14 protein-coding genes and 1 pseudogene are annotated in these 13,653 nt (G+C 68.6%); 5 read left to right on the top strand and 10 right to left on the bottom strand.

Going from position 1 to position 13,653, the window contains the following annotated elements:
• The 3 genes from Vau01_RS53320 to Vau01_RS53310 are packed head-to-tail and all read left to right on the top strand — an operon-like array spanning position 1 to position 2,422.
• Positions 1-888: an amidohydrolase family protein gene (locus Vau01_RS53320; RefSeq protein WP_204009256.1), complete on the top strand. Its 888-nt coding sequence runs from the start codon at positions 1-3 to the stop codon at positions 886-888.
• The gene (locus tag Vau01_RS53315) at positions 888-1,949 is read left to right on the top strand and encodes a Gfo/Idh/MocA family protein (RefSeq protein WP_204009255.1); all 1,062 of its coding nucleotides are present in this window, start codon (positions 888-890) and stop codon (positions 1,947-1,949) included. The genes Vau01_RS53320 and Vau01_RS53315 overlap by 1 nt, the downstream gene beginning before the upstream one ends.
• Positions 1,946-2,422, top strand: a complete 477-nt coding sequence (locus tag Vau01_RS53310; RefSeq protein ID WP_204009254.1) for a VOC family protein — start codon at positions 1,946-1,948, stop codon at positions 2,420-2,422. The genes Vau01_RS53315 and Vau01_RS53310 overlap by 4 nt, the downstream gene beginning before the upstream one ends.
• 129 nt (positions 2,423-2,551) lie before the next feature.
• On the opposite strand, the gene Vau01_RS53305 is transcribed toward Vau01_RS53310, so the two are convergent.
• Both Vau01_RS53305 and Vau01_RS53300 read right to left on the bottom strand, forming a co-directional pair.
• Positions 2,552-3,538, bottom strand: coding sequence for a C-terminal binding protein (locus Vau01_RS53305; protein WP_204009253.1), 987 nt, complete (start codon positions 3,536-3,538; stop codon positions 2,552-2,554).
• Positions 3,525-4,175: a carboxymuconolactone decarboxylase family protein gene (locus tag Vau01_RS53300; RefSeq protein WP_204009252.1), complete on the bottom strand. Its 651-nt coding sequence runs from the start codon at positions 4,173-4,175 to the stop codon at positions 3,525-3,527. The genes Vau01_RS53305 and Vau01_RS53300 overlap by 14 nt, the downstream gene beginning before the upstream one ends.
• Before the next feature lie 1,779 nt (positions 4,176-5,954).
• Between Vau01_RS53300 and Vau01_RS53295 the strand changes: the two genes are divergently transcribed.
• Complete coding sequence (locus Vau01_RS53295; RefSeq protein WP_204009251.1) at positions 5,955-6,194, top strand: hypothetical protein; 240 nt, start codon at positions 5,955-5,957, stop codon at positions 6,192-6,194.
• 78 nt (positions 6,195-6,272) lie between these two features.
• Here Vau01_RS53295 and Vau01_RS53290 read toward each other — a convergent pair.
• The 6 genes and pseudogenes from Vau01_RS53290 to Vau01_RS53265 form a co-directional block, all read right to left on the bottom strand.
• Positions 6,273-7,086 (bottom strand): annotated as a pseudogene (locus tag Vau01_RS53290) (IS5 family transposase).
• A gap of 174 nt (positions 7,087-7,260) precedes the next feature.
• Positions 7,261-8,904: a GMC family oxidoreductase gene (locus Vau01_RS53285; protein WP_204009250.1), complete on the bottom strand. Its 1,644-nt coding sequence runs from the start codon at positions 8,902-8,904 to the stop codon at positions 7,261-7,263.
• Complete coding sequence (locus Vau01_RS53280; protein ID WP_204009248.1) at positions 8,894-9,556, bottom strand: gluconate 2-dehydrogenase subunit 3 family protein; 663 nt, start codon at positions 9,554-9,556, stop codon at positions 8,894-8,896. The genes Vau01_RS53285 and Vau01_RS53280 overlap by 11 nt, the downstream gene beginning before the upstream one ends.
• Entirely contained in the window at positions 9,553-10,074 is a 522-nt protein-coding gene (locus Vau01_RS53275) for a Gfo/Idh/MocA family protein (RefSeq protein WP_204009247.1), read from the bottom strand. The genes Vau01_RS53280 and Vau01_RS53275 overlap by 4 nt, the downstream gene beginning before the upstream one ends.
• A gap of 7 nt (positions 10,075-10,081) precedes the next feature.
• Positions 10,082-11,074: an ABC transporter permease gene (locus Vau01_RS53270; protein ID WP_204009246.1), complete on the bottom strand. Its 993-nt coding sequence runs from the start codon at positions 11,072-11,074 to the stop codon at positions 10,082-10,084.
• 3 nt (positions 11,075-11,077) lie between these two features.
• Positions 11,078-11,695, bottom strand: coding sequence for an ATP-binding cassette domain-containing protein (locus tag Vau01_RS53265; RefSeq protein WP_204009245.1), 618 nt, complete (start codon positions 11,693-11,695; stop codon positions 11,078-11,080).
• Here Vau01_RS53265 and Vau01_RS53260 point away from each other — a divergent pair.
• Positions 11,598-12,677, top strand: a complete 1,080-nt coding sequence (locus Vau01_RS53260) for an integrase core domain-containing protein (RefSeq protein ID WP_239152718.1) — start codon at positions 11,598-11,600, stop codon at positions 12,675-12,677. The two genes, Vau01_RS53265 and Vau01_RS53260, sit on opposite strands and share 98 nt — an antisense overlap.
• Here the strand turns inward: Vau01_RS53260 and Vau01_RS53255 are convergent.
• Both Vau01_RS53255 and Vau01_RS53250 read right to left on the bottom strand, forming a co-directional pair.
• Positions 12,652-12,825, bottom strand: a complete 174-nt coding sequence (locus Vau01_RS53255) for a hypothetical protein (RefSeq protein ID WP_204009243.1) — start codon at positions 12,823-12,825, stop codon at positions 12,652-12,654. The two genes, Vau01_RS53260 and Vau01_RS53255, sit on opposite strands and share 26 nt — an antisense overlap.
• On the bottom strand, positions 12,818-13,105 hold the full coding sequence (locus Vau01_RS53250) for a hypothetical protein (RefSeq protein WP_204009242.1): 288 nt from the start codon (positions 13,103-13,105) through the stop codon (positions 12,818-12,820). Before Vau01_RS53250 ends, Vau01_RS53255 begins: the two co-directional genes overlap by 8 nt.
• Positions 13,106-13,653: the final 548 nt, after the last annotated feature.

The raw sequence follows: 13,653 nt of genomic DNA, 5'->3' as shown, positions 1-13,653 counted from the left end.
ATGGCCGACCTGCCATTCGTCGACACACACGTGCACTTCCATGACCTCAACCACCCGACGCTGCGGTACTCCTGGCTGGATCCCGACGCCCCGGTCGACGAGATCGTCGGTCCCGACGGCGCCATCCGGGCCCAGCGGTACTGGGCCGACGATTTCCTCGCCGAGACCCGCTTCCACAACGTCAGCAAGGTGGTGCACGTCCAGGCCGCGCTCGGTACGCCGGACCCGTTCGAGGAGACCCGTTGGCTGCACGCGTTCACCGAGAGACTGGGTGTACCGCACGGGATAGTCGCCGCGGTCGACCTGTCCCGTCCCGACGCCGCCGTCCAGTTGCGCCGGCATCAGAGGTACCCGAACGTCTGCGGTGTCCGGGATCTGCGCTACGACGACTACCTCACCGACGAGGCATGGGAGCTGGGTTTCGCGGCACTCGCGGCGGCCGGACTGGTCTGCTGCGCCGATCCGGCGATAGACCAGCTGCGGCACGCCCGCCGACTGGCCGAGCGCCATCCCGGCGCGACGCTGTGCATCGACCACGCGGGCTACCCGAAGGACCGCGCTCAGGCCACGTTCCGATTGTGGCGGGCGGAGATGCGGAACCTTGCCGCGGCCGGGAACGTCGTGGTGAAGATCTCCGGGCTGGGCCAGGCAGATCACCGGTGGACCGTCACGTCGATCCGTCCGTGGGTCCTGGCCTGCGTGGAGGCCTTCGGCGTCGACCGCAGCTTCTTCGGCACCAACTGGCCGGTCGACCGGCTCTTCAGCTCCTACGGCGACGTGATCGACGCGTACGCCGAGATCGTCGCCGACTTCGCCACCGATGAGCGGCGGAAACTGTTCGCCGGCACCGCCGAACGGGTGTTCCGGCTCTCGACGGAGGTGGGGTGATGCCGGTCCGGGTCGCGGTCATCGGCTGCGGATGGTGGTCGACGTATGCGCACCTGCCCGCGATCGCCGTACACCCGGACGCGGAACTGGTCGCGCTGGTCGATCCCGCATCGGCACGGCTGGCGGCGGCCCGTGCGGCGTTCCCGTCCGGTGAGTGTTTCGACACGACCGAGGCGATGCTCGACGCCGTGACGGTCGACGCCGCGGTCGTGGCTGTTCCACACGCCGTGCACCACCCGGTGGCCCGGCTCGTTCTCGAGCGGGGCATCCACACCCTGCTGGAGAAGCCCATGGTGCTGGAGCCGGCGCACGGTCGTGAACTCGTCGCGCTGGCCCGGGCCCGCGGCGCGGAACTGCTCGTCGACTATCCGTGGCACTACAACACGCACGTACTCGCAATCCGCGATGCCATCGCGGCCGGCCGGATCGGGCCGATCGAGCACGTGTCGTGCCTGTACGCCTCCACGGTCCGCCACCTGTACGCCGGCGATCCCGAGCCGTACCGGCGGCTGTTCGGCTACCCGGTGAATCCGCCCGACCCGTCCACCTACGGCGATCCGGCGCTTGCCGGCGGCGGCCAGGGCCAGACCCAGGTGACCCACGCCGCGGCGCTGCTGCTGTGGCTCACCGGCGTGCCGGTCGCGGCACTCGCCGCCTACACCGCGGACTTCGAACTCCCGGTCGACCTGACCGTCAGCACGGCGTTCCGATTCGTCAACGGCGCTACCGGAGTGCTGAGCTCGACCGGTTCGGTGCTTGCGGGACAGAAGGAGATCGTCCAGGTGGAGATCTTCGGCCGGGACGGTCACGTCCGACTCGACGTCAACGAGGGGCGCGCCTCCATCCACCACGGCACGACCGTCGAGCATCTCCCGCTGCTGCCCGCGGTGGACCGCAATCCCGAACACGCACCGGTGCACAACCTCATCGACATCGCCGCCGGCCGGACCGGCAACGGGTCACCGTCGCACGTCGGGCTTGGAGCGGTGGAGTTCGTGTCGGCGATGTACCGGTCGGCCCGGACCGGCTCGTACGTGCGGCTTTCCGAGGAGCGGTCATGACGTTGCGCGGGCTGGATCACGTCGGCTTCACCGTGTCGGACCTCGACCATTCGATACCGTGGTACACCGTGCTGCTCGGCAACCCGCTACTGCTGCGCAGGACCTGGGATGTGCCGTACATCGGGACGATGATCGGGTACCCGGACTGCCGCATGGAGTGCGCCTTCTTCAGCCTTCCCGGCGGCACGGTGCTCGAACTGCTCCAGTTCTTCGAGCCCGCGCCGGGCACGGTCGACATGGAAACCTACAACGTCGGCAACGGCCACCTCTGCCTGCTCGTCGACGACCTGCAGGGGGAGTACGAGCGGTTGCGTGACCACGCGACGTTCCGTTCGCCCGGTCCGGTCACCATTCCCTGGGGCCCGTACGCCGGGGGTCGTGGATGCTATCTGCGAGACCCGGACGGCATCACGATCCAACTCATCCAACACCCGCCGGGCGGGCCGTCGCTGGGCCCGGACGGATCGGCTTGACCTGCGATGCTGAGCGGCGCGATGGTGCGGCAGGAACTTCTGCGGGGACGGCTGGCGACCACGGTCGCCCACCCGGCCCGGCACCGACCTCGTTCCCACCAGGCCCGGCCCGGCGCAGGCCACCACCGATCACCGTCGCGCGTGCGGGTTGACTATCGAGTTCACCGCGCGGCCGGCCAGAAAGTCGACGATCTGGCCGGCCGCGCGGCGGGGCAACTCTTGTATCGACGTAGGCGAGTACCAGGCGGCGTGTGGAGTGAGGAGCAGGTTCGGAGCGTCGCGCAGTGGGCTGTCGGCGGGCAGCGGTTCGGTCTCGAACACGTCGAGTGCGGCCCCGCCGAGGTACCCGCTGCGCAGTGCCTCAGCGAGGGCGGTCTCGTCGACCAGTCCGCCCCGGCAGGTGTTGACCACCAGGCTGCCGGGTTTGAGCCGTCGGATCGCCTCCCGATCGAGCAGGTGCCGGGTCTTCGCGGTCAACGGGGCGTGGAGGCTGATGATGTCGGCGCTGCCGAGCGCCGGGGCCAGGTCGACGGGACGGTGACCGGCCGCTCCGATGTCGTCCGCGGACACGCCGGGGTCGTGCACGACGACGGTGAACCCGAGTGCGCGGGCGTGTGCGGCGACCAGCGACCCGATCCGACCGAAGCCGATGACGGCGAGGGTCGTCCGGTCGGGCCGGCTCGCCTGGGACGCGTCGGCCAGCACCGACCACCGTCCCGCGCGTACCGCGCCGTCCAAGGGCAATAGCCGTCGGGAGAGGGCGAGGATCATCGCGACGGCATGCGTGGCGACTTCGTCGACGCAGTAGTCGGGCGTGTTGGCAACCGCGATGCCCCGCCGGCTGGCGGCGTCGACGTCGATCATGTCGTATCCGATGCCGAGCCGGCTGATGAAGCGGCAATGGGTCAGCTCGTCGAGAACCTCCGCGGTGATCGGCGCCCACTGGACGAGGATCGCGGTGGCATCACAGGCCGCGCGTATGACGTCGTCGGGTTGGCGGCAGTTCGCCCGGTGTACCCGGAGCCCGGCGGAGCTGAGAAGGGCTACGGCTGTGCCGTCGTCGGGGAGGTCCCAGTCGGTGATGACGACCAGGGGTGCGGGGTCAGCGGCGGTCATCGGTGCTCCGCCCGGTCGGCTGCGGTAACGGCGACAGACCCGGTTCGGGCTGGATGCCAAGACTGTTGATGGTGTACGCCAGCAGTGTGTAGTGGCCGACGAGTACCGGCAGCTCGATCAGCTGCGTGGTCTCGAGATGGCCGCGGAGACCCGACCATGTCGGTCCGCTGATCCGGGCGTCGAAGTGCAGTTCGTCCACGGCCGTAACGAGTAGGCGGCTCCGGTTGTCCCAGCCGTCGGCGGCCGGCCCGTCGACGACCCGTGCCACGGTGGCGGGGTCGAGTCCGCCGGCAAGGGCGATCTTCACGTGATGGCCCCATTCGTAGGCGACGCGGCAGTGGTAGGCGACGCGCAGTATCGCAACCTCCCGGTCGCGGAACGGCAGCGAGCCGTGGCGGAGTAGTTGATCGGCGAACCGCATCCAGGCCGGGAAGAGCTGGTGGTGCCGGGCGACCGTGGTGAAGAGGTTGAGATCGCCCAGGCGCGCCGCACCGAGCGGGGATTCGGCGCCCAGGTTGGCCGTGAGAATCGCGCGGACCCGGTCGGGCCACTCCGCCGGCGGGGCTGGGGCCACCCGCGGAGCGGTGATCTGACCCGAGCACACGAGCTCGACGTCGTCCAGAACCGCGTCGTCCACGGGCATCTCCTCGGTAGGCGTCATCGCGCACGACGATGGAACGAGCGGTGCGGCGACTTGTTCATACGACCAAGTCGCATGACCGAGTATGCCTTGGTGCGATTCCTGGGGCAAGGCTGGCTTTGGTCGTCAGTAAGGACACCACTTGGTCACGAGTCTCGACACCACCGTCCTCGGGCGGCTGGGCGCCCTCAGTCCTCGCAGGTGCCTGTGCCTCGGCTGCCCCAGATCGACACGGGCGATCGCGATCCGACCGTGTTCCCGACGCGTGATCGACCAGTACCATGACCAGTACCACCAAGCAGCCCGACCACACCAACAAAGCCGGTTCAAACGCCACGTGCGAGTATTGGCAGGGTTTAGGGGCGGTCTGCGGAGGTCCAACTCAGTGTGGCGGGGCAGTTAGCGCCAGATTGGATCGGGTGCGATTGGCGTTGCCATTGCTGGAGCGGCCGGCCGGCTCGGCCGGCTCGGCGGGTAAGACGGGTGGATATTGCGCGGCCAAGCGCGAACGCGTTACCGACACCGGAGGCGTGACGATCGCAGAGTTTGCGAGGGTAACCGGGGACGCGGCCTACCATGTCTGTGCATTCAACGGATGGCGGCGGGGCGAACGGATCGAGCACCACCCGGTGGCCACCGTCAACGTGTACCCGTCAACGAGTACCTGTGGACGCGCTGCTCTTTGACGCCTACTCGATGACACCGGTCTGGCGTAGTCGGCGCAGCCAACTGGTGGCTGTGTGCCGGGGGACACCGAAGTGGTCGGCTACCTGGATGGTGCTGCGGGAGTCGTTCCACGCTGCGACCACATCCGCCTGTTCCGGCATCCGCCGGTAGGCACGGCTGGTTCGTGCCGTCTTTCGGGTCGGGGTCTGGTCGGCAACCCGGCCACGCTGTCGACGTTGCGTGGACTTCTTCGGTGCCTCCGCGGCGGGGTTTCGGGTGCGCCGCCTACGCGACGGCTGAGCTGAAACCTGTGTGGACGATGGGGTGTCCGGCGCGGTAGGAGCGGGTGGCGTCAGAGCGGCCACCAACGCGGCGAGGTCGACTATCGGAAGGTCCTGCTGGGAAAGGCCGGAGCCGTCGGTGTGGACGGTAAGCTCAGTGACCCTGGCGATCCCACCTGTCGTGTCGACCTGGATCGTCGTTTTCGACCCGGACGTCTGACCCGCCCGTGCGCCGCGGCCGGTGCCGGTGGGCGTGATCGTGACCGTGAATCCACTCATTGCTGGTCTCCGCGTATCGTGAATAACATTATTGATCAAAAAGAGTTTGCCACGGAAACGTCAGAAGTAAACCCCAATGAGTCATCCGGGTACTGGCTGGGCCTGTTCAACCCTCCTTTCAACGTGGCCAGCGCGTGGCCGGTCCGGGCGTCCGGCGCACCCGGCGTTGAGTGCCGGGGCGATCAGGCGGATCGCCGGATGCACTCCCGGATCCCGCGCCACATGGGCCAGCGGCCGGTGCGACTCACGGGCGAGCCGAACCGCCCGGTCTCGCAGTTCCTGCAGATACTTCCTCGGAGCAGCCGTTCAAGGTTCTCCCTTCCATCAAGAAGATCGTCCTGGGCTCAGGGGTGGCCGGGTGACGAGGAAGATCGACCAGTGGTCGCGGGGCTGGATCGTGTCGTGACATGGATCGTCGCCGTCACCCCGCCGCCGCCCAGCGGACAAAGTCCGCACGTCACAGCCACCGAACACCATTTACGAACCCCACAGGCAGTTTTCTCTCCGATTTCATCCGTGTACACGGACCGTGGCCCGCAGGATGGTGGGCATGGACACCACGCCGGCCGACCCCGCCCGACCGACCGATTGGATTTCTGGCACTGAGGATCAGATGTTCGAATACCTGGCCGCCAACACGGACGCGACGACCCGTGACCGCGTGGTCCTCGCAGCAATCAACGTGGCCGCTGCCGCCGCAGGTAGCGACGCAGATCGATTGGCGCGTATCCGTCGGCTGATCGCTGCCCGAACCAGGGCCCGGGATGTGCACGACGACGATCCGGCGTAGCGGCGGGCCAGGCGCCGGAATCGGGTGATCCATTCCAGTGCCGGCCAAGTTTGGTCGAGGACTCGATGCCTTTAGGGCTCATCCCAGATGGTTGTTCTTGAGTAGGCGGCGGTAGCAGAGCAGGATGCAGCCGAGGTCGGCGAATGCTTGGAAGTGGTCGGCTTTGCGGTCGTAGCGGCGGACGAGTCGGCGGTTGTGTTGGAGCCAGGACAGGCAGGACTCGACGATCCAGCGGTGGCGGCCCAGGCGTTCGGAGGACTCGATCCCTTTGCGGGCGATGCGTACGCCGATGCCGCGTCGGCGGACCTCGTGGCGTAGGGCGTGTACGTCATAGGCTTTGTCGCCGTGGAGCTTGCCGGGTCGGTGCCGGGGTCGTCCGCGGCGGCCTTGGATCGGGGCGATGGAGTCCAGCAGCGGGATGAGTAGGTGGGCGTCTGGGACGTTGCCGGCCGAGATGAGGCAGGTCAGCGGGATCCCGGTGCGGTCGCAGATGAGGTGGATCTTCGACCCCGGTTTGCCGCGGTCGGTCGGGCTCGGCCCGGTTTCAGCGCCCCCTTTTGAGCCCTGACGGCGATCGAGTCGACGACGACCCTCGACCAGTCGATCTCGGAGACGACGGCGAGGCGGTGCAGGAACTGCTGGTGCAGCCGCGGCCATAGCCCGGATCGGGTCCACTCGCCGAACCGGCGGTGCACCGTTGATCGGCTGACCCCGAACAGGGCAGCGGGCAGTTTCGGCCAGGACAAGCCGGCCTGAACCAGGTAAACGATCGCCGCCAGCACCGCCCGGTCATCGGCCCGTTTCTTCCACCGCCCTGCCGACGCGGCGGCGGAACTGGGATCAACGGCTGCGCCACCTGCCAGAAGTCATCCGGAGCCCACGTCTTGACCATGTTCTCAACGACAGCCGTCACTCAACCATGATCACCGACCAGGTCAGCGCCCACCCATCTGGGATGAGCCCTAATTTCGTAGTCGCAGATCGATCCGCGAGCTGGCACCCCTCACGTGAGGGTTCACCGCGGCCCGCTCGGCGATCTCCTCCAGTGTCCGGTTGGTAGGCAGTTTTATGTCGGTACCTCGCGACGACCGTTGGCGATGTGTTCGGCTATCCGCCAGGCGTTGGCCATGATGGACAGTGTCGGGTTGGCTCCGGTTCCGGTGGGGAACGGGCCGCCGTCGACCACGAAGAGATTGTCGGACTCGTGCGCCTGGCACCACGGGTTCAGCACCGACGTCTCCGGATCGGTGCCCATTCGGGTCGTGCCGTGCTGGTGCGAGCAGTTGCCGGTGATCCGGTCGATGTACACCCGGTAGACCTTCTTCGCCCCGGCCGCCTCCAGGATCTCCGCGTTCCGGTCGATCAGGTAGCGTCCCATCGCCAGGTCGTTGGGGTGCGGCCGCAGCGTGATCCGGGCCACCGGGAGGCCCCACGCGTCGGTCACTTTCTCATCGAGTTCCACGCGGTTGTCGAGCTGCGGCATGTCGTGCACGACCATCGCGGCGGCCATGCTGTGGTTGAAGTACTCCCGGTCGATGCGTTTGGCCTCGGCACCCCACAGCGGCCGGTCCGGCAGCCCCCAGTTGATCGGCAGCGGGATGCCCACACCGGCGCACGCCATGTGTCCGCCGCCGGCGAAGCCGCGCGAGTCGTCATGCTCGTAGAACTGGAAGCTGCTGGCGCTGATGTAGCCGCCGCCGGCCCAGGCGTAGATCGGGTCCTCGAAGAGCCCCACCGCGGCGCTGTACTCGTGGAACGTGACGTTGCGGCCGACCAGGTCGCTGCCGTTGGCCAGGCCGTTCGGGAAGCGGCCCGAGCGCGACAGCAGCAGCAGCCGCGCCGTTTCGATCGCGCCGCAGGCGAGCACGAATACGTCCGCCTCCTGCTCGACCGGGTCGCCGTCGGCGTCCTCGTAGACCGCGCCGCGGACGCGTCCGCGCTCGTCCACGGTCAGTTCCCGCACGTAGCTGTCGGGACGCAGGTCGTACCGGCCCGTCGCGAGTGCGTCGGGCACGAACACGTTCAGCGCGCTTGACCGGGTCCCGGTCGGATCGCCGTGCTGCTGGGCGAAGGCGCTGATGACCGTCGGCCGGCGCCCGTTCAACGGCCGGGACAGCGCCGCCTGCGGCGTCGGGAACGAGTTGTAGCCGAGCGCGGCGCATCCGGCGTGAAACTTCTGCGCGTACCGCGACAGCGGCAGCGGCGGGCACGGGTAGTCGCGGCTGCGCGGGCCTTCGAACCGGTTCGCCCCGGCCTGGCCGGAGACGCCGAATGCCCACTCGATCCGGCTGTAGTAGGGCTCCAGGTCGGCGTAGCTGATCGGCCAGTCCGCGAGGGTCGCCCCCGGCAGGTCGCCGATGACCGTGCGCGGCCGGAAGTCGTTCTCCGTGAACCGCGGCAGCCAGCCCTGCCAGTGCACCGTCCCTCCGCCGACCATCTGCGGCACGGGGCAGAACAGCTCGACCCTGGGCTCCTCGGTCGCCGACGTGCGCACGGTCCGGGGGTTGAGCAACGGGTCCGGCCACAGGTTGTAGCGGCTGACGTTGGCCAGTTCGTCACCGCCGAACGTCTCACGGGTGCGCCACGGGCCGCGTTCCAGCGCCACCACCCGCCACCCGCGCTCGGTGAGCACCTTCGCGGCGGTCGCGCCGGAGGCTCCGGCACCGATGATGCAGACGTCGACCCGCTCCGGTTTCGGCTTAGGCGCCACGGTTGTCCTCCTTCCCCGGGTACCCGAGGGGGTCGGCGAAGTACTCGACGACGCTGTACCGGCCGGAGTGCACGTCGGCGAGGGAAGCCGGCCCCGGGAAGCCGATGAAGTCCCAGCCGACCCGGTCGCGGTTGCCGCCGTAGGTGGGGTCGGCGTAGAAGCCCTGGCGGGTGTGCAGGGCGAGCAGCGGCAGGAAATCCAGCTCGATCTCCACACTCGTCTGTTGCAGGGGCGTCTCCACCGGCGCGAACCCCGCGGTCGCCTGCGCCTCGGCCAGGTTGTCCGCGGTCTGCCGGCAGCCCTTCTCCAGCTCGGTGAGGACCTCGTCCTGCTGCTCGCCGGTCAGTGCCGCGAAGTCGGCGCCGAACCGCGTATCGGCCCGACGGTCGAGTTCCTGAACCCCGACGACGTACTTGTCGCGCAGGATATCCAGCCGCTGCTGCCACGCCTGTGCCCGCTTGCCTTCGAGCTTCTCGAAACCGCTGCCGTCCGGCTTGGCGTAGACGTGGTCGAGGCTGGACAGGTACCGGTCGAGGAAGTCGATCGTGCCCGCCTCCCGCGCGCCGGGCCGGTCGTCGGTGGGGATGATGCGGGCCATCGCCGCCGCCACCGTTTCTCGCTGATGCGGGTCGAAGAATCGTTCTGCCGTCACGCGGGCACCTCCACCCAGGTCTCGTCTCGCGTCGAGTCCACGACGGCTTGCGTGAGGACGGCCGCCCGCAGGCCGTCGGCGAAGGTGGGCAGCCCTTCGGGCTTGTGCCCGGCTACCGCGGCGTAGACGTCCGACACGAAGGCGGTGAACGAATCGTGATAACCCTGCGCGCCGGCATCCGCGGCGGCCTCGGTGAGCCGCCTGGCGTCGTCCGGGTCGGTCGCCAGTGGCTTCTCGCATACGACGTGCCTGCCGGCGCGCAGGACGGCCTCGGCGAGCGGGAGGTGGGTCTTGTTCGGGATGCAGATGTGCACGGCGTCGACGTCGTCGGCGGCCACCAGGTCGTCGATCGAGGCTGCCGGCCGTTCGGCGCCCATGCGGGCCGCGGCCTGCTCGGCCTCGTCGAGCGTGCGGCCCGCGACCCGGCTCACCACCCCGCCGACGGCCCGGACGGCATGCGCGTGGACGGTGCCCATGAAACCGGCGCCGACGATCCCGGCACGGAACCGGGCGGTCATGACGGCCTCACTTCCGGCGGGCCAGCGCGACGGCGAGGATGATGATCACGCCGCGGACCACCTGTTGTTGGCTGGCCTCGAGCCCCGCGAGGATCAGGCCGTTGTTGATCAGACCGATGAGCAGGGCCCCGAAGAGGGTGCCGATGACCGAGCCGTACCCGCCGAACAGGCTCGTGCCGCCGAGGATGACGGCCGCGATGGCGGACAGTTCGTCGCCGGTGCCCCACTGGAAGCGGCCGGACTGCAGCCGGCCGGCGTAGAGCATCCCCGCGATGCTGGCCACCACACTGGACACCAGCAGTACCGAGAACTTGATCCGGCGGGTGTTCACCCCGGTGAACTCGGCGGCGGTCCGGTTGCCGCCGGTGGCCAGGACCTGCCGGCCGAACCGCGTCTTCGCCAACACGACTGCGCCCACCACGACGAACGCCGCCGACCACAGCAGCAGTCCCGGGATCGGGCCCACGTTGCCGGATCCGAAGATGAGGTTGTAGGTGTCGTTGAGGATCGGCTGGGGGGCCGAAGCGGTGATCCACTGGGCGACCCCAGCCGCGATGCCCAGCATGCCGAGGGTGACGAGGAACGACGGAATGCCGAGCGTGCTGACCAGGCCGCCGTTGATGGAGCCGACGACGAGTCCGACGGCCAGGCCGGCGATGATGCCCGCCGCCAGTCCCCAGTGGGACAGGGCCATCGCGGTGCAGACGCTGGACAGGCCGGCGACCGAGCCCACGCTCAGGTCGATCTCCGCGGCCGCGATGACGTACGTCATGGCCACCGCGATGACCGTGATGATCGCGGTCTGCCGGAAGATGTTGAGCAGGTTGTTGGGCGTCAGGAAGCCTTCGTCGCGCAGGAACACGGCGAAGAAGAGAAAGACGACGACGAAGCCGATGTAGATGACGTAGCGCCGCCAGTCGAACTCGCCGATCCTCCCCAGGCCTCGCCGGCCTGCGGGGGTGGCTTCGCCGGCGGCGGCGGGCGCGGTAGTACGTGTCATGGTTCAGACTCCTTGGACGGCGAGTTGGAGGGACTCCTCATCGCGAACGTCCCGGCGGTGCAGATCCTGGGCCACGGAACCGTCGCGCAGTACGAGGATCCGGTCGCAGACGGCGAGGAGTTCCGGTAGCTCGGAGGAGATGACGATGATGCCCTTGCCGTCGTCGGCAAGGCTGCGGATCATGTCGAGAATCTCGGACTTGGTCCCGATGTCGACGCCCGCCGTTGGCTCGTCCATGATCAGGACGTCGGGCTCGATCCCCAGCCATTTGGCGATGACCACCTTCTGCTGGTTGCCGCCGGACAGCAGCCGGACCGGGCGGTTCGGGTTGGCGACCTTGATGGAGAACCGCTGGATCAGCGAGCGTGCGAGCGAGTTGCCCTCGCGGTCGCTGAGGAACGGACCCCGCCCGATGCGCCCGAGCAGGGGCAGGAGCAGGTTGTCGCGGACCGAATGGTCTAGGACGAGCCCCTGTGCCGTGCCAAAAGTCGTCGCACGGTGTGTGGGCTGGGTCGGTGTTCGGGTGCGTGATGATCGGTTCGTGTTCGTGCGGTTGCTGTATCGGGTGTCGGTGCAGGTGTTCGGCTGGCTGGCGTCGCTGACCCGCGACGGGGACGCCAAGACCGCGGAGCTGCTGGTCTTGCGGCACGAGGTGGCGGTCCTACGTCGTCAGGTCGGCAGGCCGCAGCTGTCGTGGTTGGACCGGGCGGTGCTGTCGGCGCTGTCCCGGGTCCTTCCGCGCCGGTTGTGGGCGCACCGGATCGTCACTCCGGCAACGATGCTGGCTTGGCACCGTCGGCTGGTCCAACGGCATTGGACCTACCCCAACCAGACAGGCCGGCCACCGGTCGGCAGCGAGATCCGCGAACTCGTCCTGCGCTTGGCGCAGGAAAATCCGTCCTGGGGGCACCGCAGGATCCAGGGTGAGCTGGTCGGCCTCGGCCACCGGGTCGGGGCCGGCACCATTCGACGCATCCTCGCCACAGCCAGGCTCGGGCCGGCTCCACGCGACGCGGACACCCAGTGGCGGACCTTCCTGCGCACCCAGGCACAGGGCATGCTGGCCGTCGACTTCTTCCACGTCGACACCGTCTTGCTACGCCGGCTGTACGTGCTGGTAGCGATGGAGGTCGGTACACGACGGGTTCACCTGCTGGGCGTCACCGGGCGCCCGACCGGGCAATGGTGCACGCAGCAGGTCCGTAACCTGGTCATGGACCTGGGCCGGCGCCTCGGCGAGTTCCGGTTCCTGATCCGCGACCGGGACGGCAAGTACACCGCCGCGTTCGACGCCGTGCTCGCTGACGAGGGCGTCGAGGTGGTGAAGATTCCGCCGCGGACGCCGCGGGCAAACTGCTACATCGAACGGTTCATCGGGACCGTCCGCCGCGAGTGCACCGACCGCATGCTGATCTACAACGCGGACCACGCCCGGCAGGTCCTCGACGAGTACATCGCGCACTTCAACCGGCACCGCCCGCACCAGAGCCTGGGCCAACACCCGCCCAAGCATGATCCCACCGTTGTGGTCCCGCTCGATGCGGGGGTCCGGCGACGACGAGTCCTCGGCGGCGCCATCAACGAATACCACCGAGCTGCCTGAACCGCACACCACCACCAGGCGAAACGACTTTTGGCACCCCACAGGGCATGGCGACGCCGACGGCCTCGGCGGTCTGCAGTTCGGCGACGGACACGCCCAACTGCGCCAGCACCGCGCGTGCCTTCGCGACCCGGTCCGGCTCAGCCATCGTCGCAGGTCTCCGGCTGCCGACCGTAGTGCTCAATGAGTAGGTGAGCGATGAGCGCCGGCGACTGTTCGAGTAGCAGATCCTGCGTGGGCAGCGCGATCAGCACAACCCGCGTCTGCGTGTCGAGCCCTGCCAGCAGCCGCGCAGACGCCGGCAGCGTCAGCTCGCCACGGCCGCCCACCACCTGCCGGCCCGCCGTACAAGAGCCGATCAGCACGGCGTCGGCGCCGACGCGCAGCTCTACACGACGGCCCGGCTTCCACGCCAGTGCGGCCAGCACCGGGCGCGAGCAGAACCCGCCCGGACGCGTCCAGACGCGCCACATCGATGAGAAACGGCTCAGACCCGGCATTGGCCGGCAACTGGAGCCGGGGGAGCGCCGGCACCTCCAGCGGAACCGGGGGTGTAGAGCGCCGCGTCGCGGGCGGTACCAGCGCCCCGATCAGCTGTTCTGGACGACCTGCCCTGGTGCTCCCAGAGACGCCCATGCCGTTCATCGTCGACCGAGCCGATGACGCAGGCTCGGGAAAACGGCAAGATCAGACCGCTCGACGGGCCACGGCCCCTCGATCCAAGTCTCGATCAGGTGTGCTGATCCGGCGTCCGGTAGTTCCCGCCAACCGGCCGAATGTCCACTTGGCGTGGGATTCCGCGAAGACTGGTGTCCGAGGCTCAACACGAACCATTTTCCAACCGAGGTCGGTGCTCTCGGCGGATCTCATCGTCGCGTGAAGGAAGGTGGTTGCCCGCCTCCGGGTGGCGAAGCGTGGGTTCGTGCAACAGGGCAGGCCACGCGGACGGTCGCAAACAATTGCTGAGCAGGGAAAG

This window comes from Virgisporangium aurantiacum, from assembly GCF_016863635.1.
GTDB classification, from domain to species: domain Bacteria; phylum Actinomycetota; class Actinomycetes; order Mycobacteriales; family Micromonosporaceae; genus Virgisporangium; species Virgisporangium aurantiacum.
This window is presented reverse-complemented; position numbering and strand designations above follow the sequence as displayed.